Origin of the sequence: Photobacterium sp. WH77 (genome assembly GCF_022014395.1) — a bacterium.
GTDB classification, from domain to species: Bacteria; Pseudomonadota; Gammaproteobacteria; order Enterobacterales; family Vibrionaceae; genus Photobacterium; species Photobacterium arenosum.
Genome location: NZ_JAKLTE010000025.1, coordinates 1 through 19,277 on the forward strand (window position 1 = coordinate 1; position 19,277 = coordinate 19,277).

The 19,277-nt window shown below is 52.0% G+C and carries 18 protein-coding genes; 5 read left to right on the plus strand and 13 right to left on the minus strand.

Going from position 1 to position 19,277, the window contains the following annotated elements:
• Positions 1-533: 533 nt before the first annotated feature.
• From cysQ to cysG, 6 genes are read right to left on the minus strand one after another with little or no spacing between them, the layout of a single operon-like run.
• The gene (cysQ, locus tag L6J37_RS18900; RefSeq protein WP_192017799.1) at positions 534-1,277 is read right to left on the minus strand and encodes a 3'(2'),5'-bisphosphate nucleotidase CysQ; all 744 of its coding nucleotides are present in this window, start codon (positions 1,275-1,277) and stop codon (positions 534-536) included.
• Between the two features lie 15 nt (positions 1,278-1,292).
• Positions 1,293-1,910 (minus strand): adenylyl-sulfate kinase, encoded by a 618-nt coding sequence (gene cysC, locus L6J37_RS18905; protein ID WP_192017798.1) that lies wholly within the window; start codon positions 1,908-1,910, stop codon positions 1,293-1,295.
• A 24-nt stretch (positions 1,911-1,934) separates the two neighbouring features.
• On the minus strand, positions 1,935-3,662 hold the full coding sequence (locus tag L6J37_RS18910) for an SLC13 family permease (protein ID WP_237796204.1): 1,728 nt from the start codon (positions 3,660-3,662) through the stop codon (positions 1,935-1,937).
• A 5-nt stretch (positions 3,663-3,667) separates the two neighbouring features.
• Positions 3,668-5,092: a sulfate adenylyltransferase subunit CysN gene (gene cysN, locus L6J37_RS18915; RefSeq protein WP_192017796.1), complete on the minus strand. Its 1,425-nt coding sequence runs from the start codon at positions 5,090-5,092 to the stop codon at positions 3,668-3,670.
• Positions 5,093-5,103: 11 nt separating this feature from the next.
• A complete protein-coding gene (gene cysD / locus L6J37_RS18920; RefSeq protein WP_192017795.1) occupies positions 5,104-6,012 on the minus strand; it encodes a sulfate adenylyltransferase subunit CysD in 909 nt (302 codons plus the stop codon).
• 13 nt (positions 6,013-6,025) lie between these two features.
• Positions 6,026-7,438 carry a siroheme synthase CysG gene (gene cysG / locus L6J37_RS18925; RefSeq protein ID WP_192017794.1) on the minus strand — a complete coding sequence of 471 codons (1,413 nt, stop codon included), beginning with the start codon at positions 7,436-7,438 and terminating at the stop codon, positions 6,026-6,028.
• A gap of 396 nt (positions 7,439-7,834) precedes the next feature.
• Between cysG and L6J37_RS18930 the strand changes: the two genes are divergently transcribed.
• The 3 genes from L6J37_RS18930 to L6J37_RS18940 all read left to right on the plus strand — a co-directional run bounded on the left by L6J37_RS18930 (position 7,835) and on the right by L6J37_RS18940 (position 11,001).
• Positions 7,835-9,790 (plus strand): bifunctional 2',3'-cyclic-nucleotide 2'-phosphodiesterase/3'-nucleotidase, encoded by a 1,956-nt coding sequence (locus tag L6J37_RS18930; RefSeq protein WP_237796205.1) that lies wholly within the window; start codon positions 7,835-7,837, stop codon positions 9,788-9,790.
• A 97-nt stretch (positions 9,791-9,887) separates the two neighbouring features.
• Positions 9,888-10,460: a Crp/Fnr family transcriptional regulator gene (locus L6J37_RS18935; RefSeq protein WP_237796207.1), complete on the plus strand. Its 573-nt coding sequence runs from the start codon at positions 9,888-9,890 to the stop codon at positions 10,458-10,460.
• Positions 10,461-10,536: 76 nt separating this feature from the next.
• Positions 10,537-11,001, plus strand: coding sequence for a GNAT family N-acetyltransferase (locus L6J37_RS18940; protein ID WP_192017791.1), 465 nt, complete (start codon positions 10,537-10,539; stop codon positions 10,999-11,001).
• 8 nt (positions 11,002-11,009) lie between these two features.
• On the opposite strand, the gene L6J37_RS18945 is transcribed toward L6J37_RS18940, so the two are convergent.
• Positions 11,010-11,717 (minus strand): LysM-like peptidoglycan-binding domain-containing protein, encoded by a 708-nt coding sequence (locus L6J37_RS18945; RefSeq protein ID WP_237796209.1) that lies wholly within the window; start codon positions 11,715-11,717, stop codon positions 11,010-11,012.
• A gap of 137 nt (positions 11,718-11,854) precedes the next feature.
• On the opposite strand from L6J37_RS18945, the gene L6J37_RS18950 reads away from it, so the two are divergent.
• Together L6J37_RS18950 and L6J37_RS18955 are read left to right on the plus strand one after the other, a co-directional pair.
• Positions 11,855-12,475 carry an FKBP-type peptidyl-prolyl cis-trans isomerase gene (locus L6J37_RS18950; RefSeq protein ID WP_192017789.1) on the plus strand — a complete coding sequence of 207 codons (621 nt, stop codon included), beginning with the start codon at positions 11,855-11,857 and terminating at the stop codon, positions 12,473-12,475.
• Between the two features lie 173 nt (positions 12,476-12,648).
• Positions 12,649-13,137, plus strand: coding sequence for a DUF2780 domain-containing protein (locus tag L6J37_RS18955; RefSeq protein ID WP_237584192.1), 489 nt, complete (start codon positions 12,649-12,651; stop codon positions 13,135-13,137).
• A gap of 143 nt (positions 13,138-13,280) precedes the next feature.
• Here L6J37_RS18955 and L6J37_RS18960 read toward each other — a convergent pair whose 3' ends face one another.
• The 6 genes from L6J37_RS18960 to pspG all read right to left on the minus strand — a co-directional run bounded on the left by L6J37_RS18960 (position 13,281) and on the right by pspG (position 19,095).
• The gene (locus L6J37_RS18960) at positions 13,281-14,042 is read right to left on the minus strand and encodes a phosphoadenylyl-sulfate reductase (RefSeq protein WP_237796211.1); all 762 of its coding nucleotides are present in this window, start codon (positions 14,040-14,042) and stop codon (positions 13,281-13,283) included.
• A complete protein-coding gene (gene cysI / locus L6J37_RS18965; RefSeq protein WP_192017787.1) occupies positions 14,035-15,726 on the minus strand; it encodes an assimilatory sulfite reductase (NADPH) hemoprotein subunit in 1,692 nt (563 codons plus the stop codon). The genes L6J37_RS18960 and cysI overlap by 8 nt, the downstream gene beginning before the upstream one ends.
• On the minus strand, positions 15,726-17,546 hold the full coding sequence (locus L6J37_RS18970; protein WP_237796213.1) for an assimilatory sulfite reductase (NADPH) flavoprotein subunit: 1,821 nt from the start codon (positions 17,544-17,546) through the stop codon (positions 15,726-15,728). Before L6J37_RS18970 ends, cysI begins: the two co-directional genes overlap by 1 nt.
• A gap of 166 nt (positions 17,547-17,712) precedes the next feature.
• Positions 17,713-17,946: a thymidylate kinase gene (locus tag L6J37_RS18975; RefSeq protein WP_192017785.1), complete on the minus strand. Its 234-nt coding sequence runs from the start codon at positions 17,944-17,946 to the stop codon at positions 17,713-17,715.
• A 111-nt stretch (positions 17,947-18,057) separates the two neighbouring features.
• On the minus strand, positions 18,058-18,714 hold the full coding sequence (locus L6J37_RS18980) for a TIGR04219 family outer membrane beta-barrel protein (protein ID WP_192017784.1): 657 nt from the start codon (positions 18,712-18,714) through the stop codon (positions 18,058-18,060).
• A 129-nt stretch (positions 18,715-18,843) separates the two neighbouring features.
• A complete protein-coding gene (pspG, locus tag L6J37_RS18985) occupies positions 18,844-19,095 on the minus strand; it encodes an envelope stress response protein PspG (RefSeq protein WP_192017783.1) in 252 nt (83 codons plus the stop codon).
• Positions 19,096-19,277 lie beyond the last annotated feature (182 nt).

A 19,277-nucleotide genomic window follows, 5' to 3' on the forward strand; every position in this document is an offset into this window, starting at 1 on the left:
ACGTTGACTCAACGTTATGTCTCGTTGGTCAGGGCTGCGTATTCTACCCAGCATTTTCTCTCAGTCAAGCGTTATTTTAAAAACTTTCTCAAACACCTTCTTAACCAAGCACTCACCAAGGATAACTTCAGGTTTTAAACCTTTAGCACCTTTTACTCGGTGAGGGTGCGCATTTTACAAAAACAAAAACGAGTGTCAACCCTGTTTCTCTTTCTTTTTGCGCCACTTTCAGTTCACACAAGTTATTCACAAGTTACCAAGAACTTATTCAAACCCGTGTGTGCCCTGTCAGTGAGGCGGCATTATAGGGGGTTAGCTGAAAGCAGCAAGTGTTTTTTGGTGATTTTATTGCAACCGGCTACCTTTTACTCTGAAACTAATAAAAAACACAAAAAACAGCCAAAACAGGTATGGGACAGACACGATAAAGAAACAGAGACTCAAAGGAGAACGTAGAAACTGAGGAAACGATCAGCTCAAACCACTAGAGCAGAAGAGCAACCCGTCGGGTTACCCCGACGGCATAAAAGCATTTACTTACAGCTAACCAGGAAAGAAGGGTTCAGCAACTCTTCCCTATGATATTGCAGTGGCTCTTGATTAAATAAGGTAACGGATGCACCTGCACTTTCTGCTATACACTGACCGGCAGCGGTATCCCACATCATGGTTGGCCCTAAACGCGGGTAGAATTGTGCCCTTCCTTCTGCAACCAGACAAAATTTCAGGGATGACCCGACCTCAGTCATCTTGTGCTGACCCAACTTATTGAGAAAGTCAGCCATGTCCGGACTTGGATGAGAACGGCTCCCCACCACGGTCGGCACTGTTGCTTCTCTCACTCGGATTGGTTCCCGACCAGCCTTGGTTTGCAGCCAGGCTTTATTACCGTCTCCCAGCCAGGTTTTACCCAAAGCAGGAGCATGCACTATGGCAAGCACGGGCCTGCCTTCCTTAATCAAGGCAATGTTAACCGTAAACTCACCGTTTTTCCGAAGAAACTCTTTTGTTCCATCAAGCGGATCCACCAGCCAGAATGATTGCCAGTGCTGACGGTCACGCCATTCAGTATGAGCAGATTCCTCAGAGAGAATTGGGATATCGGGCGTAAGCTGTAATAAATGACGGACTATCACCGCATTGGCAGCCAGGTCAGCTTCAGTGACCGGGCTCTTGTCCGCTTTTTCTTCAACCCGGACATTGCTGTGATAACAGTCCATGATGGTTTGCCCTGCTTCCAGTGCAACCTGATAGAGAGACTCCAGTAGTGCGCTCACGCTGTACTCCTTGTCTTAAATAATGTGACGCTGTTTTAATGCTTCCACGCACAGAGTCACCAGCTCATCAACCGATGCGTTGCCCGCTTGCAGATGAATCTCTGGATTCGCCGGCGGCTGATATTCAGAATCAATGCCGGTAAAGTCTTTAATCTCTCCCGCTCTGGCTTTCTTATACAGGCCCTTAGGATCGCGCTTTTCACATTCTGCCAGAGGTGTATCCACGAAGACTTCAATGAACTCTCCCTCAGGCAGGAGTTCACGAACCAACTGACGCTCAGTTCTATGGGGAGAGATAAACGCGGTCAGCACAATGAGACCAGCATCAGCCATCAGCTTAGCCATTTCCCCGATACGTCGAATGTTTTCCTTACGATCCTCAGCAGAGAAACCCAGATCCTTGCACAGGCCATGGCGAACATTATCGCCATCCAGCAGATAAGTATGGAAGCCCTGTTCAGCCAGGCGATTTTCCAACGCCCCGGCCACCGTCGATTTGCCGGCACCGCTCAACCCGGTAAACCACAGCACGCAGGGTCTCTGATTTTTTAACTGAGCACGCTGTGCTTTATCGGTCTGGTGATTGTGCCAGACCACGTTTTCATTTTCATGGGGTTGAACGACAGCGGTCATTTTACACTCCGTTGCTATAACACATTAAAAAGGAAAGAACTGCGGGATCAGGGCTAATACAACCACTGAGTACATCACGGAAAACGGCAACCCGATCCGTAGATAATCTCGCAACTTATAGTTGCCTACGGTGTAAACGAGCAAATTCGTCTGATAACCATAAGGTGAAATAAAACTGGCACTGGCACCAAACAGCACCGCCATAATGAAGGGCATAGGATCGACCCCATAGCTCAGTGCCAGACTGTACGCTAAAGGGAAAGACAAGGCTGCCGCAGCATTGTTCGTCACCAGCTCAGTCATCAGCAAGGTCAACAGATACACGGCCACTAACCCGCCGTAGACGCCCCAGCCATTAAAGGATGTCATCATGATATTGCCCATCTGCTCAGACAGGCCGCTGGCAAGCATCAGTTGAGCCAGTGATAATGCCGAGCCAACAATCACCACTATATCAATTGGAAAACGGCGGCGAATTTCGGCAAAGCTGATGATACCGGTTGCCAGCAACAACAAAAGATAACCGGCCAGTCCTTTGATCAGAGGTAAAGCATCCAGCAGGCCCGCGGTAACCACAGCAACAAAACCGCCCAGCACGGCCATGCTCTTGGTGCTATCCAGCCGGGCGCTGGAGTCCAGACCATTGATCAGGACAAATTCACGATTTAACGTCTGCTTTTTCTCATGAAACGTTTTGCCGGGCACAATCACCAGAGTATCACCAGGATGCAGTTCAATATTACCCAGTCCGCCGGCCAGACGTTCATGGCCGCGACGGATCGCCACCACCACAGCATCAAAACGTTCGCGGAACTGCACGCTTTTCAGCGTTTTACCCCGAATACCGGCAGAATGACTGACCACCACTTCCATCATGGACTGCCCATTGAGGTGGTGCTGGCCAAATAACCTCAGTCCGTCGATTTCCTGTAAGGTCGTGACACTTTCGATATCGCCACAGAACAGCAGTCTGTCACCGGCCCGCAATACCGTCTCGGGACACACAGGTGCAATCGTCTTGCCGTCACGAATGATTTCTGCCAGAAACAAGCGGCGCAGTGCCCGTAAGCCATTTTCAGCAACCGACTTGCCAACCAGCGATGAGGTCGGCTCTATTTTGGCTTCCAGAAAGTAAGGCAGTTCATCCTGGCTGCTGTCATCGTAATTGGGTAGAAAGTGGCTGAGGGGGATCAAAAACACCAGCCCGACCAGCAACACCGCCAGTCCAATCATTGAAGGCGCAAAAAAGCCCAGGCTGGGTAACCCGGCATCTTCGACAAAGCTGTTTACAATCAGATTGGTCGAGGTACCAATCAGGGTCAGCGTACCGCCTAATATCGCGGTGTAGGACAGTGGTATTAACAAACGAGACGGCGCATGGCGCTGATTACGCTTTACTGCGCCAATCAAGGACACCACCACTGCCGTGTTATTGGTAAAGGAAGACAGGAAAGCCGTCGACAGGCCAAGCTTGGCCACCACAGACGTTTGTCCTCCCTGAGAAATTTGGCGCCCGACCCAACTGATCAGGCGCGTTTTTTCAAGAGCAATGGAAACAAGGATCAGCAGGACCAGGGTCAGCAACGACGCGTTGGTGAAGTTACCCGCCAAAGTTGACAGCTCTATCATCCCGGTTTGAAAACCAATAAAGGCTGTACCTGCAAACAGATAGGCAGGTTTGATTCTGGTGGTGATCAAACAGGTTATGATCACCACCAGCATCGCCAGTACCAGAGCTTGTTCCCATGCCATCGGCATTACCCCAGCAACTTACTGAGATCTTTGGCACCCCAGTGCGGGAAGTGCTTACGGACCAGCGCGTTGAGCTCAACCTCAAAGGCGCTGTATGCCTGCTGAGACGGGGCGGATTCCGTCAGCGCCTCACGCACCATGCCGGCACCCACAGTCACATTGGTCAGGCGGTCAATCAGAATAAAACCACCGGTATCGGCACAATTCTGGTATGAATCGATCGCGATAGACTCATTGAGCACCACTTCGCACAGTCCAATGCCGTTGAGAGGCAGCACATCGGTGGCAAAGGTGTCCAGGTTATTAATATCAACCTGATGGCGAATCGCACTAACCGAGCCGAGCGTTTTCTTGCCCGCCACTTTGATATCGTACTGACGACCGGTTTCCAGTGGTGCTTCAGCCATCCAGACAATGTCAGCCAGTAGCTGATTGCTGAGTGCAACGTCGTCACCAGCATGAACGATAGTGTCACCGCGGCTGATATCAATCTCATCGTTCAGGGTCAGCGTAATTGCCTGCCCGGAATGAGCCTGAGCCAGATCACCGTCGAAAGTCACAATACGGGCAACCGTTGACGATTTACCCGATGGCAACACTTTCACCGCATCTCCGACAGTCACAGTGCCCGAGGCCAGCGTGCCTGCAAAGCCGCGGAAGTCCAGATTCGGGCGATTAACATATTGCACAGGAAAGCGTAATTCACCGTCCACTTTTTTGTTGATTTCCACACTTTCCAGCAAAGACAGCAGCGGCTCGCCTTCATACCAGGGTGTCAGCTCACTGGCGGTGACAACATTGTCGCCTTCCAGTGCCGACAGCGGAACCAATTGGATATTGATGTCAGCATTGAGCTTTTTGGCAAACGCCAGATAATCATCCCGGATCTGCTCGAAGCGGGCCTGCTCAAAACCGACCAGATCCATCTTGTTGACGGCCACCACAAACTGGCGAATCCCCAGCAGGCTGGCAATGTAAGAGTGACGACGGGTCTGATCCAAAACGCCTTTACGGGCATCAATCAGAATCACAGCCACATCACAGGTAGAGGCGCCTGTCGCCATGTTGCGGGTGTACTGCTCATGCCCCGGGGTGTCGGCAATGATGAACTTGCGTTGCTGAGTCGAGAAATAACGGTAAGCCACATCAATAGTGATGCCCTGCTCACGTTCCGCTTGCAGACCGTCAACCAGCAAGGCCAGATCCGGCTTACTGCCAGTGGTGCCCACTTTCTGACTGTCAGCGTGAATAGCGGCCAGTTGATCTTCATAAATTTGCTGTGAATCGTGCAGCAGACGGCCAATCAGCGTACTTTTGCCGTCATCCACTGAACCACAGGTTAGGAACCGAAGCAGAGACTTGTTCTGGTGCTGATCCAGATAAGCTTCAATGCCCAGCTCAGCTACTTGTTGTTGAATTGCGCTGTTCATGTCCCGACTCCTTAGAAATAACCCTGACGTTTCTTCAATTCCATGGATCCCGACTGATCGTGGTCGATCGCCCGTCCCTGACGCTCACTGGAGGTAGCCACCAGCATTTCTTCAATGATCTCAGGCAAGGTTTTGGCCTCAGATTCAATTGCACCGGTCAGCGGGTAACAGCCCAAGGTACGGAAGCGTACGCTCTTGTGTTCAATTTGCTCACCCGGACGCAGCTTCATGCGGTCATCATCCACCATGATCAGCATGCCGTCGCGATCAACCACAGGACGTTCCTGTGACAGGTAGAGCGGCACAATATCGATGCCTTCCAGGTAGATGTATTGCCAGATATCCAGCTCGGTCCAGTTCGACAGCGGGAACACTCGGATGCTCTCGCCTTTGTTGATCTGGCCGTTATAGGTCTTCCACAACTCAGGGCGCTGGTTTTTCGGATCCCAGGTGTGGTTCTTGTCGCGGAAAGAATACACGCGCTCTTTGGCACGGGATTTCTCTTCGTCACGACGGGCGCCGCCGAATGCGGCGTCGAAACCGTACTGGTTCAGTGCCTGCTTCAGGCCCTGGGTTTTCATAATATCGGTATGCTTTGACGAGCCATGCTCGAACGGGCTGATACCCATCGCCATGCCTTCCGGGTTTTTATGCACCAGCAGGTCAAAACCGTATTTCTTCGCTGTCGCATCGCGAAATTCAATCATTTCGCGGAATTTCCAGTCGGTATCGACATGCAGCAGCGGAAAAGGAATTTTCCCCGGATAAAAGGCTTTACGGGCCAGATGCAGCATCACCGATGAATCTTTACCGATGGAGTACATCATCACAGGGTTATCAAACTCAGCGGCCACTTCACGGATGATATGAATACTCTCCGCTTCGAGCTGCTTAAGGTGGGTAAGGCGTTTCGGATCCATCTTTCTCTCCATGTTAAGCCAGGCTCACGACAGCGGGGTGTGGTTGCCCTTGTTGTTCCTGCTTTCCGAACCAATGTAATTTATCCGCAAGAGTCACCACTTCACCCACCACGATGAGTGACGGCGATTCTGCATTCTCTGCCAGTTGAGCCAGCTCGCTCAGTTGGCCTCTGAAGACTTTTTGCGATGCCTGCGTGCCGCGCTCGATAATCGCAATCGGCGTTTCTGCAGCGCGGCCATGCTGAATCAGTTGTTGCTGGATGTGGCTTGATTTCATCAGCCCCATGTAAATCACCAGCGTCTGCTTACCGCGTGCTAGTGTAGACCAGTCGAGATTGTCGCTGTCCGGCTTGGTATGACCGGTAATAAACATGGCACTTTGTGCATGATCTCTGTGTGTCAGGGGAATTCCGGCATAGGCCGTCGCGCCGGCTGCGGCGGTAATGCCCGGCACAACCTGGAACGGGATACCGGCATCAAACAGCACTTCCAGCTCTTCTGCTCCGCGGCCGAAAATGAAAGGATCACCGCCTTTCAGGCGAACCACCCGTTTGCCCTGACTGGCGTATTCCACCAGCAGGCGGTTAGTTTCTTCCTGCGGCACACTGTGATAACCGGCGCGTTTACCAACACAGACCAGCTCCGCATCACGGCGTACCAGATCCATGATGTCGTCCGATACCAGATAGTCATACAGCACCACATCGGCCTGCTGCATTAATTGCAATGCACGCAGGGTCAACAAACCGGCGTCGCCGGGACCGGAACCAATCAGTGCAACCTGGCCCTGGGTAGTCACCTGCTGGGACTGGCGAATCAATTCCTGCTCGGCTTCTTTATCTTGCCCGGCGGCAACCAGCTCGGCGAAACGGCCGTCAAATGCCTGCTCCCAGAACAGACGGCGGGCAGACAGGCTTTTCACCGTATTCTTCAGGCGATCGCGAAACTGGCCTGCCAGCGTCGCCATTTTACCAAGATGCTGAGGCAGCAAGGCTTCCAGCTTCTCACGGACCAGACGCGCCAGTACCGGCGCTTTGCCAGAAGATGAAATAGCCACAATAAGAGGAGAGCGATCAACAATCGATGGCACGATGAAACTGCAACGCTGGGTATCATCCACCACATTCACCAGCACCTGTCGCTGATTTGCCGACTGGTACACCAGAGCATTGATGGCTTTGCGATCGGTGGCAGCGATAGCCAGAAAGATACCGTCAAGGTGTTCTGGCATAAAATGCTCAGCAAGAAGAGTAATGTCACCGTTATCTGCCGCCTGCAGAAAATCGGCATTGAGCTCAGGAGCAATGACACGAACATCGGCACCGGCTTTAAGCAGCATCCGGGTTTTACGCCAGGCCACTTCTCCACCGCCTACTACCAGGCATGGGCGACGCTTTAAATCGGCAAAAATAGGTAAATAGTCCATAGTCACTGCTCTTACTCTCTGTACGTAACAGCACTATAGACGGGGCAAGTTATTACCTGAAATTCTAAAATTTCATTTTTTATTCCCAAAAGTTTAGCTTGGCTGACTTAACCACCTTGCGGGAACAATCCTTCCTGATATCTCAGCAAATCGCCCCTAACACCGTATAAAACAATCACTTTTCCGGTTTTTATCCATTAAAAATAGCTTATCTTATGCCTTTAAGATCTAACTCTTTCGCCCGTCCGCATACCTGAATACAGTGGCTCGAGAAAGAAACCTAATGCAGAGCAAGGAAGCGCACTCAGGTCACATATCTGACAAGCTCTTGCATTTCATTAACAGTATTTTTGCTACTTTTAGCGCGTAACTTACTCCATTAATGACGGTGAAATCATGTCTTTAAGAGCAAAACCACTTTCACTTGCCATACTGGGCGCACTGCTGGCAGCAGCAGACCCGGCACTGGCAGACACCATTCAACTGCGTATTCTTGAAACCACCGACATTCACGCCAATGTCATGGACTACGACTACTACAAGGATAAAGCCACCGAGAAAACCGGGCTGGTCCGTACCGCCACCTTAATCGAGCAAGCCAGGCGCGAAGTCACTAACAGTGTGCTGGTTGATAACGGCGATCTGATTCAGGGCAGCCCGATGGGTGACTACATGGCAGCGAAAGGTCTGGCAGACGGTGATGTTCACCCTGTCTATAAAGCCATGAACCCACTTGATTACGAAGTAGGCAACATAGGTAACCATGAATTCAATTACGGGCTGGATTTCCTGCAAGCGGCATTAAAAGGCGCAAACTTCCCCTATATCAATGCCAATGTCTACGACCTCAGTACGGGGGAAAACCTCTTTACCCCTTATCTGATTAAAACCTATCGCCTGAAAGATACCGACGGCACAGAGCATGAGGTAAAGATCGGCTACATCGGCTTTGTGCCGCCGCAAATCATGACCTGGGATAAAAAGAATCTGGAAGGCAAGGTGAACGCCAGAGACATCAAGCAAACCGCAGACTATTTCGTGCCTAAGATGAAAGCCGAAGGCGCCGATATCATAGTCGCGATTCCGCATTCAGGCGTGTCTGCCGATCCTTACCATGCCATGGCGGAAAACTCGGTTTATTACCTGACAGAAGTGAAAGGCATAGATGCAATCGCCTTCGGCCATGCCCACGCTGTCTTCCCGAGCCAAACCTTTGCCAACCTGCCCAATACGGACATAGAAAAAGGTACTATCAATGGTGTCGCGGCTGTGATGCCCGGCCGTTGGGGCGATCATCTGGGGGTGATCGATCTGGAGCTGACCCGGCAAGATGGCAAGTGGATGGTGACTGGGCGTCAAACCCAGGCTCGCCCGATATTTGCCGACGGCAAAGCGCAGGTAGCGGCGGACAGTAAACTGGTCGCAGCCGTGATGGAGGATCACAAGGGGACACGTGAATTTGTAAACCAGCCGATCGGTAAAGCCAGTGACGTGATGTACAGCTATCTTGCGCTGGTACAGGATGATCCGACCGTACAGATTGTGAACCTGGCACAGAAAGATTACGTGGAGCGCTTTATTCAGGGCGACCCGGATTTAGACGGCCTGCCGGTACTGTCGGCTGCCGCCCCGTTCAAGGCAGGCGGGCGGGCTAACGATCCGGGCAACTACACCGAAGTGGAAGCCGGCCAGCTGACCTTTCGTAACGCAGCCGACCTGTACCTGTATCCAAACACCCTGGTGGCGCTGAAAGTGACAGGTAAAGAAGTCAAAGAGTGGCTGGAGTGCTCTGCCGGACAATTTAACCAGATCGATCTCAGCTCAGGCGCGCCACAGTCACTGATCAACTGGGAAGACTTCCGCACCTATAACTTCGACGTGATTGACGGTGTTCAGTATCAGGTGGATGTCTCTCAGCCCGCCCGTTACGACGGTGACTGTAAGCTCATCAACCCGGCATCCGAACGGATCCAGCAATTAACCTATCAGGGCAAAGCCATAGATCCGGCCCAGCCCTTCATCATCGCAACTAACAATTACCGCGCTTACAGTGCCAAGTTTGCCGGGACGGGTGAGCAATTCATCGCCTTTGCAGCACCGGATGAAAACCGCACCGTGCTGGCCAGTTACATCAGCCGGGTAAGTAAAGACGACGGGCAAGTTGTACCGAGTGCCGACAATAACTGGCGCTTTGCCCCGCTCAGGAGCACAACGCAACTGGACATCCGTTTTGAGACCTCACCGAGCGACAAAGCGGCATCCTTTATCAAAGACAAAGGTCAGTATCCGATGAAACAAGTCAATACAGATGCTGCCGGCTTTGCAATTTACCGGATTGACCTGCAACACTGATTTCAAACCATACAAACGATATCCCAATACCGCGGCCTGTGGTCGTGGTATTTTTTGGTAAGCTAGATATAGATGACTTCAACAACGACAGAACACTATGACCTCACCACTCGCGCAATTTCTGACCCTGCACAGTGCCGATCAGGCCACTATCGATCAGGCACTGTCACTGGCCGAACCGTTAGAACTGCCTACCCGGCATGTGCTGATCAATCAGGGAGAACTGGCAACACAGGCGTATTTTCTGATTGATGGCCTGTGCCATGCCTGTTACATCACCGGAGACGGTAAAACCATCAGCAAAGATTTCTTCTGGGAACAGGATCTGCTGATTGGCTTTGAAAGCCTGCTGACCGACGAGGGATCGCCCTATCTGCTGGAAACCTTGTCACCCTGCCTGATCCAGACCCTACCAGCAGAGCTGATTCTTCGCTGGCGCGATGACCATCCAGCCCTGTATATGGCCCTGGCCGAGAGGCAATTGCTGTTCCGGGAACAAAAAGAGCAGTTCATGCGCCTGTACAGCCCGGCACGACGCTACGCCCTGTTCACTGACAGCATCGGTGAGCTGGCAACACACATCACTGCGCCACAACTGGCATCGTTTCTAAACCTGTCACTGAGCCAGCTGGACAGCCTGCAGCGTCATCTGGCCGCGTCAGGAAAATAAACGCCAGTTGCGATATCTCATCGCGCATTTTATGCTGGTACTCAGGTACAGAAGCCGTAGTAAAAGGACACAATCAATGCAGTGGCAATGCCTTCGTTTTGATCAGCTCAGCACTGATCAACTATATGACATCATGAAACTCAGGGTGGATGTGTTCGTGGTTGAACAGAACTGCCCGTATCCGGAACTCGACGGCCACGACAAAGCTCAGGGTGTGCATCATTTAGTCGCTTATGACAATGGCACTCTGATGGCTTATCTGCGGTTATTACCGCCAGGCACAACCTACGACAATGTCAGTATTGGACGGGTGATCACCGCTGAAGCAGCGCGCGGGAAAGGGATGGGAAGTGTCTTGCTCACCCATGGGCTGGCGTACGCAGAACAACTGTGGCCGGGGCAGGACATTGACATCGGCGCACAGTCGCACTTGCAGAGTTATTACGGGCGCTTTGGCTTTGAGCCAAGCTCTGACGAATACCTGGAAGACGGCATTCCACACATTGATATGCGGCTGACGAAAACTCCGGCAACCGCCTGATTAATCCATTACTTACCGCGGGCAAAACTACCGTCAGAGCGGCGGAAAAACATCACAGGATCGCCACCGCGGCTCTCAATCTGCAGGACATCCAGATCCCCATTGGCCAGTTGTTTGTAACGCAATAACTGGCCAGATTTAATGTAACTGAGGGGTTTGTCTTTACCTTCAATCGCAGCAATGGCGTACAGATCGGTCAGAGGTAACGACTTGGCACGAAAGATGGTCGCCAGGGTTTCGCCTTTTTTGACTTCATAATTTATCCAGTTTTCAGCAGAAGCTGGCTGCCGGGGCGTTGTCGTCGCTGAAGTTGACGAAGATGTCACCGCGGTTTGCGACGCCACAGATTTGATGATTGCCGGACGAGGCGGCGATGCCGGCTCTGGGCGCTGGTCGACAGGTAAACGCGCGGGCTCATCCAAGTTCAGCGCCACTTCCTGACGCACAGGCTCGCTGCCGGAGATAGTAGGTTCTGGCTCTGAAGCCGGCAGCAGGAACAGCACAACCACCACAGGGATCAGTACCAGTAAGGCTTTGCGATGAAACCCTGGTAACAGTTGCCAGTAGGGCTGCACCCTCAGTCGGGCCTTCTGCCATTGTGTCTGGCCTGCTTCACGCCAGTTCAGTTGGCTGAGCCGGGTTTTCCATTCCGTCAGCGACACCTGTGTCAGGGCCGGGGCCGATTTCTTCCGGTTACGGCGTTTCGCTTGTCCCATAACAACTACTCTCCATCACTCTGCGCCAAAACTTCAGGGTCACGCTTTGATGCGACCTCTGTTCACAAAAGTTTACCCCTGAGGGTTGAAACTGTTATCCTGCCCGCTTAATTCACTCGACATAAAGAGACGACACTATGTCTGACGTTAAACTAGATACAGTTGAAACTAAAGCGAGCTACGGTATTGGTCTGCAAATGGGCCAGCAACTGGCTCAAAGTGGCCTGGAAGGCCTGAACGTTGCTGCCATTGCCAAAGGCATCGCCACCTCGCTGACTGGCGACATGCCAGAAATCGCTGTAGACGACATCAACGACGCACTGCGTGATCTGCACACCCGCGCAGAAGAAGCTCGTCAAGTACAAGCTCAAGCTGCTGCTGCTGAAGGCGAAGCCTTCCTCAAAGATAACGCACTGCGCCCAGAAGTAACAGTAACCGAATCTGGTCTTCAGTACGAAGTTCTGGTTGAAGGTAACGGCGAAATCCCAACGTCTGACAAGCAAGTACGTGTTCACTACCACGGCCAACTGACTGACGGCACTGTATTCGACAGTTCAGTATCACGTGGTCAGCCAGCAGAATTCCCGGTCACCGGCGTTATCGCAGGTTGGGTAGAAGCTCTGCAAATGATGCCTGTCGGTTCTAAGTGGAAACTGTATATTCCACAAAACCTGGCATACGGTGAGCGTGGCGCTGGTGCTGCCATCCCACCTTTCGCTGCACTTGTTTTCGAAGTTGAGCTGCTGGACATCCTGTAAGTCCTGCCGCCCTTCTGAAAAACGGTGCTTCGGCACCGTTTTTTTGTCTCATATCAGCAACATACCCTGACAATAACCTGACAAACGCCCTCTTTTATCTTTTCCAGACTACGCTTAGAGTAGCTTACGGCTTCCCCACGGGAAAACCTCATAACGATTCTAAGGAGAACACTATGACCCGAGCTCTACTCCAACGCTGCTGGCTGGTTGCAATGCCATTACTGGCCAGTCTGGCCCTTAGCCCTGCCGCCCATGCTTTTAGCCTTTCCGACTTATTCGGCGGCGGTGACGATAAAATGGAAGCCCTGGCCGACAACCCCCTCGCCAGTATGCTGACCGATCAACTCGGTGTCAGCACCGAACAGGCAGCGGGCGGTGCCGGTGCACTGCTGTCCATGGCGGCCAGCCAGTTAAGCGGCGATCAGGCCACCGAGCTGACCAAGCTGATCCCAGGTTCAGAAAACCTGATGGACGCCATTCCTGCCGGACTGGGCGGCATGCTGAATAACATGGACGCGCTGGGTCCGGTCTTCACCGCATTAGGGTTAGATGCCGGCATGATCAGTCAGTTCGTTCCCATCATCACACAATTTCTGGGCACCCAGGGCGCCAGTGCCGGGCTGATTGATACCCTGACCAAAATCTGGACACCAGCCAGCTGACCAATAACCTGATACCGGGCAGCGAGCGTAACGATTTCACCTTTTTCGGCTGTCAGCCTCAGGTCAATTTTCTGATTACCAATAAAAAAACCTGACCGGTTTCCCGATCAGGTTTTTTATTTCCACAATGTAAAGCTGCCGGATTAGATGCCTGAACCGTCGCTCTCTGCATCATCCTCATGCAGACCACATTCCCGCTTCAGACCGAAGAAACGCGTTTCTTCTTCTTTCATGCCCGGTTCCCACTTCACTGTGGTGTGGACATCACCGACAGAACGATAGCCTTGGGCCAGCAATGGATGATAAGGCAAATCGTATTTCAGCAGGTATTCATCAATGTCCTGTTCTGACCAGTCGATCAGCGGCAAGAATTTGAATTTACCATTCTGAATAGCCAGTACCGGCAAGGTTGCACGGGAGGACGACTGCTCCCGGCGCAGGCCAGAGAACCAGGTTTTCACCTCCAGCTCTTCCAGTGCGCGGCGCATCGGCTCAACCTTGTTCATTTTGTTGTACTGCTTAATACCATCAACGCCCTGAGTCCACAGCTGGCCGTAGCGTGCTTCCTGCCAGGCCGGACTGAGCTCTGAGCGATACACCTTCAGATTCAGATCCAGCCGCTCGGTCAGAAAGTCGACAAACTGATAGGTTTCAGGGAACAGGTATCCCGTGTCCGTCAGAATCACAGGCACATTAGGTGACTCCTGAGTCACCAGATGCAGCATGACCGCAGACTGGATACCAAAGCTGGAAGCCAACGCAAAGTTGCCATCCAGAAATTCCAGCGCCCAGCGAACCCGCTCCTGGGCTGTCATCTGCTCCAGCTCGGCGTTAATTTCCGCCAGCCGAAGGATCTGCTCCACTTTGGTGGCACTCAGCAAATCCGCCAACGCATATTTAGGCATAAAAATCCCTCACAGAGACTTCAACAGGGGCAATAATTCCGCTACGGATAGTAAAGTCACCAAAGCCCTCACCGTCTTCACGCTCTTTCGCCCAGCGGCCCACCAGTTGATCCAGTTCCGTCATGATTTCATCAACAGTGATATTTTCACGGTACATCTTAGGAATGCGTGTCCCGTTAATATTGCCGCCAAGGTGCAGGTTATAACGACCCGGAGCTTTACCCACCAGACCAATTTCCGCCAGCATGGCGCGTCCGCAGCCATTCGGACAGCCGGTCACGCGCAAAATAACGTGCTCGTCTTTGTCCAGACCGTGTTTCTCCAGCAGACCTTCAAAATCGGTGACAAATTCCGGCAAGAAACGCTCGGCTTCTGCCATCGCCAGCGGACAGGTCGGTAGCGACACACACGCCATTGAATTCTGGCGCTGCACGCTGACAGCGTCATCAATCAAACCGTGCTCGCGGGCGATCTTTTCGATCGTCGCTTTATCTTCTTTGGCCACACCGGCAATGATCAGATTCTGGTTAGATGTCATGCGCAGATCCCCTTTGTGGATCTTGGCAATCTCAGCCACACCGGTTTTCAGCGGTTTACCCGGATAATCCAGAATTCGGCCGTTTTCGATGAACAGCGTCAGGTGGAATTTACCGTCGATGCCATCCACCCAGCCGATACGGTCACCGCGATCAGTGAACTCGTAAGGACGGCTGGCTTCGAAGGTAATGTCGGCACGTTTCTCAACTTCCGCCTTGAAGACATCAACACCCACACGGTCCAGGGTGTATTTGGTTTTCGCGTTCTTACGGTTAGAGCGGTTACCCCAGTCACGCTGAGTTGTCACCACTGCAGCTGCGACATCCAGCGTTTTGTCCAGTGGTACGAAACCAAAATCATCTGCACGACGCGGATAAGTCGCTGTATCACCGTGTGTCATGGCCAGACCGCCGCCCACCAGCACGTTAAAGCCAATTAGCTGACCGTTTTCGGCAATAGCGACAAAGTTCAGGTCATTCGCATGCACGTCCACATCATTTTGCGGCGGAATCACCACTGTGGTTTTGAATTTACGCGGCAGATAATTCGAGCCCAGGATCGGTTCCTGATCCTGATGCCCTTCCACTTTTTCGCCATCGAGCCAGATTTCCGCATAAGCACGAGTCTGAGGCAGCAGATGTTCACTGATCTTCTTCGCCCAGTCATACGCCTGCTGGTGCAATTCTGACTCCACCGGGTTAGAAGTACACAGCACGTTACGGTTTACGTCACCGGCGGTGGCAATCGAGTCAATGCCATACTCGTTCAGAGTCTGGTGCATCAGCTTAATATTCGGCTTCAGCACACCGTGGAACTGGAATGTCTGGCGGGTAGTCAGACGAATACTGCCGTACATGGTTTTGTCTTGCGCGAATTTATCAATCGCCAGCCATTGTTCCGGCGTGATGATGCCACCCGGCATACGGGCGCGCAGCATGACGTTCTGCAAAGGTTCCAGTTTCTGCTTCTGACGCTCCGGGCGGATATCGCGGTCATCCTGCTGATACATACCGTGGAAACGGATCAGCTGGAAGTTATCAGCCGTAAAGCCACCGGTAATACGATCCTGCAAATCCTGCTCAATGGTCCCGCGCAGAAAGTTACTCTCGCGTTTCAGGCGTTCGTTATCGGACAGTTTCTCAGTCATTAGTACACATCCTTCTGGTAGCGTTTGGCTTTACGCAAATCATTCAAATACAGCTCGGCATCTTCGCGGCTCTTGCCGCCCTGCTGCTCAACAACAGTGATCAGTGCGTCATGCACATCTTTTGCCATCCGGTTGGCATCACCACACACGTAAATATGTGCGCCGTCTTTCAGCCACTGCCAAACTTCTGCCGCATTTTCCAGAATACGGTGCTGGACATACACTTTCTCAGACTGATCGCGGCTGAAAGCCACATCCAGTCTGGTCAAAATGCCGTCTTTCAGGTACTTCTGCCACTCCACCTGATACAGGAAGTCCTGGGTAAAGGTGCGGTCACCAAAGAACAACCAGTTTTTGCCTTCAGCATCACGGTTATCACGCTCCTGCACAAAAGCGCGGAAAGGTGCGATACCTGTACCCGGACCAATCATGATCACCGGGGTATTATCATCGGCCGGCAGTTTGAAGTTATTGTTATCTTCAACAAACACACGAACATTCGCGCCTTCTTCCAGACGGTGCGACAGGAAGCTGGAAGCACCGCCAAAGCGGCTTTCTTCGCCCTGCTGATATTCCACCAGACCGACAGTCAGGTGCACTTCTTCACCCACTTCTTCCTGGCTGGACGCAATGGAGTACAGGCGCGGCGTCAAACGGCGCAGCAGGCCTTGTAACTGCTCAGTGCTCAGCTGGGTTTTCTTCTCGGCAAAGACATCAATCACCTGAGTGTTCGCCGCGTACTCACGCAGCTTGTCTTTGTCTTCCACCAGCTTCTGCAGCTTCTTACTGCCAGACAGTTCAGCGAACTTGGTCACCAGCTGCGGGTTAGAAGCGGTAATTTCGTATTTGTGAATCAGCGCGTCTTTCAGGCTGTAGGCTTGGCCGTCCACCTCAACGCTTTCATCACCGGACAGACCCACTTTCGCTGCCAGCGCTTCAGCCAGGGCAGGATCATTGTCATACCAGACGCCCAGCGCATCGCCCGGCTGATAAGTCAGGCCGGATTCACCGAGATCGATTTCCACATGGCGGACATCTTTACCGGAATCACGACCGGTAATTTTCTGGCTGACCAGCAGCTCTGCCGCATACGGATTTTGCTTATTGTACTGAGACACAGCCGCCGTCGCGTTTTGCGCCACGTGCAGCTGAACCACTTCGGCATCATTGCCGCCCAGCAGTTCTTCCTTGATGGTCTCCAGCGCTTTAGCGCGCCACTCGGCGGCCGGGGCATCATAATCAACATCACAGTCGATACGATCCACAAAAGGTTTGGCACCCAGCTTACTGAGGTAGCTGTCAAAATCTTTGGCAGTCTGGCAGAAGAATTCATAACTGGAATCCCCCAGGCCCAGCACGGCATAGCTCAGATTCGGCAGCTTAGGCGCACGCTTGGACTGCAGGAATTCATGCAGCTCCATGGCGTCATCCGGCGCTTCACCCTCACCGTGGGTTGAAGCCACTATGATCACATGGGTTTCCTTGGCCAGGTTCTTGCCTTTGTAATCGCCAGAGGCAAACACGTCAGCCTGGATACCAGCCGCAACCGCTTCTTCCTTCAGCGCCTGAGCAACGCCTTTGGCGTTACCCGTCTGCGAAGCATAAATAATGGTAAGTTTGCCAGCCGGTTTCGCTGCCACAGCGGCGATGGGCTGACCGGCAGGCTGATGGCCCGCCGTTTGGGTTTGACTTAATCCCCAGAAATAACCGCTAATCCACGCCAGTTGCTGTGGTGACAGCTCTGCGACTGTCTGTTGCAGCTGACCGATCTGCTGATCATTGAGAGGGCTGGCTAAAGCCGAGAGTTCCTTAAGTAACATGACACGACGATCCCTTTACATTGCGTAAGGGTAGATTAGCTACTCGACGAAATAACAAGAAAGAATAGATAAGAATGTTTTATAACTTTTTGGAAGAGAAAAGCAGGAGGTAAGAAAATTAAGCGGCACAAAGACGCCCAATCCGGGGGATCAGGCGCCACGGCATTCAGAAATGATCGGCAATACGTACCTGATGAAAACCCACTTCAAAAGCACGCTCAGTGGCAGTGTCTATGTCCCGGTAGCACTTTTCACTGCCTGAGCCGTCAGTCAGGGTGACAAAGCCACCACGGCGATGACGAAATTCGACCACCCAGCCGTTGGCCTGTAGTGAAGGTTCAATCACAGCTTCCACTATTTCGCTTTCCGCATACAAACGCTGTAACTCGGTAATTGTCATCTGCCTGATTCCTGCATCAATGCCCACTTTAAAAATGGCCTATAACTCAGCAAACAGGCAACAAAAAAGCCATGCGTTTAGCATGGCTTTAGTTCAGCAGTGATAGGCCAATCAGAAATCGACTTCAACACCGGCAAAAAATCCGTCCAGCTTCACTTTGCTGCCGGCAGGATTATTGATCGCATCAAAATCGTAGTCCATCACACGGTATCCGCCACGCAGATTCAGGTTGGCCGCCACCAAAGGAATGGTGAACTTCATACCTGCTTTAGCATCAAGCGTGCTGGTATCATCGAAGCTGCCAACGTTACCTTCTACAAATACCGCCAGCGGTGTCATAGGAATACCGACTTCAACATTACCGTAAATCGCCGGCTGCCACTCATCATCAAACGTCTGCATGTGACCTTGCGCGTTATACTCGCCGTCGCCGAATTTAATCAGAGACACACCCACATCCACGGCTACCAGATCGTTATCCAGAATCTCGTAATACAGAGTAAAGTCTGTTTGTTTAAATGCCACCGCATCCGCTTCTACATTGGCATAAGCAATACGTGCGTTTGGAATCAGTGGAATAAAATGTTCAAACGAGGCATAAAAAGATGGAATGGTTTTATCGCCACCGTCTACTGCATCGTTAATTTCAGCGCTGCTCATCCAGGCATCCGCGCCTACTGTGCCGCCCAGCAACATATCAGCCTGAGCAGGTACCGCTGCTGCAATTGCCACTGCTACGGCCACTGCTGAAAGCATGTTTTTTTTCATTTCTGAGTCTCCGCTCTTTATCATTGTGCTTTGATTTTTCTGCGCCAGACTATACCAGATGCAATGTAAGAAAACTGCATTTCATCGCCGGGAATCAGGGATTTGGCTCAAGCTCACTTTTTGAACACGCTAATATTTGCGTCTATGCATATCACGTGGCCGCGACGAGCGAATCGACGACTCGCGACGGGCTCCGCGGTACAGCCAGACAGCAACCGCAATCAAAATAATCCATGGCAGCAGTTTAATCACCACACCTAATAAACCCGCCAGCGCCATTACTGCAAAACCGGCCGCTATCGCGATAACCATACCCATCAGGCTGATCCCTGTCATAACCAGCACACCGGCAAACACCAGTAAAAATAAAAACTCTACCATTCCAATCTCTCCAGTCACATCATAGGTAACAGAACCCGTTCTGCCCCTTCCTGCTTCACTGCAGCTTAACTGCAGGTTTCGGGCCAACATTCAGCTACCAAACAAATACTTATTTTTCAGAAAGATACAAAAACGCCGCGTTATCAGCTCGCGGCGTTACAGGCTAAGTTAGCAAATTTGAC

What these genes read in the sequence shown, in the direction of transcription:
- cysC (WP_192017798.1), bottom strand. Translation starts at nt 1,910, where the DNA reads ATGACCGCTGTCGTTCAACCCCATGAAAATGAAAACGTGGTCTGGCAC.
- L6J37_RS18910 (WP_237796204.1), bottom strand. Translation starts at nt 3,662, where the DNA reads ATGGCATGGGAACAAGCTCTGGTACTGGCGATGCTGGTGGTGATCATA.
- cysN (WP_192017796.1), bottom strand. Translation starts at nt 5,092, where the DNA reads ATGAACAGCGCAATTCAACAACAAGTAGCTGAGCTGGGCATTGAAGCT.
- cysD (WP_192017795.1), bottom strand. Translation starts at nt 6,012, where the DNA reads ATGGATCCGAAACGCCTTACCCACCTTAAGCAGCTCGAAGCGGAGAGT.
- cysG (WP_192017794.1), bottom strand. Translation starts at nt 7,438, where the DNA reads ATGGACTATTTACCTATTTTTGCCGATTTAAAGCGTCGCCCATGCCTG.
- L6J37_RS18930 (WP_237796205.1), top strand. Translation starts at nt 7,835, where the DNA reads ATGTCTTTAAGAGCAAAACCACTTTCACTTGCCATACTGGGCGCACTG.
- L6J37_RS18935 (WP_237796207.1), top strand. Translation starts at nt 9,888, where the DNA reads ATGACCTCACCACTCGCGCAATTTCTGACCCTGCACAGTGCCGATCAG.
- L6J37_RS18940 (WP_192017791.1), top strand. Translation starts at nt 10,537, where the DNA reads ATGCAGTGGCAATGCCTTCGTTTTGATCAGCTCAGCACTGATCAACTA.
- L6J37_RS18945 (WP_237796209.1), bottom strand. Translation starts at nt 11,717, where the DNA reads ATGGGACAAGCGAAACGCCGTAACCGGAAGAAATCGGCCCCGGCCCTG.
- L6J37_RS18950 (WP_192017789.1), top strand. Translation starts at nt 11,855, where the DNA reads ATGTCTGACGTTAAACTAGATACAGTTGAAACTAAAGCGAGCTACGGT.
- L6J37_RS18955 (WP_237584192.1), top strand. Translation starts at nt 12,649, where the DNA reads ATGACCCGAGCTCTACTCCAACGCTGCTGGCTGGTTGCAATGCCATTA.
- L6J37_RS18960 (WP_237796211.1), bottom strand. Translation starts at nt 14,042, where the DNA reads ATGCCTAAATATGCGTTGGCGGATTTGCTGAGTGCCACCAAAGTGGAG.
- cysI (WP_192017787.1), bottom strand. Translation starts at nt 15,726, where the DNA reads ATGACTGAGAAACTGTCCGATAACGAACGCCTGAAACGCGAGAGTAAC.
- L6J37_RS18970 (WP_237796213.1), bottom strand. Translation starts at nt 17,546, where the DNA reads ATGTTACTTAAGGAACTCTCGGCTTTAGCCAGCCCTCTCAATGATCAG.
- L6J37_RS18975 (WP_192017785.1), bottom strand. Translation starts at nt 17,946, where the DNA reads ATGACAATTACCGAGTTACAGCGTTTGTATGCGGAAAGCGAAATAGTG.
- L6J37_RS18980 (WP_192017784.1), bottom strand. Translation starts at nt 18,714, where the DNA reads ATGAAAAAAAACATGCTTTCAGCAGTGGCCGTAGCAGTGGCAATTGCA.
- pspG (WP_192017783.1), bottom strand. Translation starts at nt 19,095, where the DNA reads ATGGTAGAGTTTTTATTTTTACTGGTGTTTGCCGGTGTGCTGGTTATG.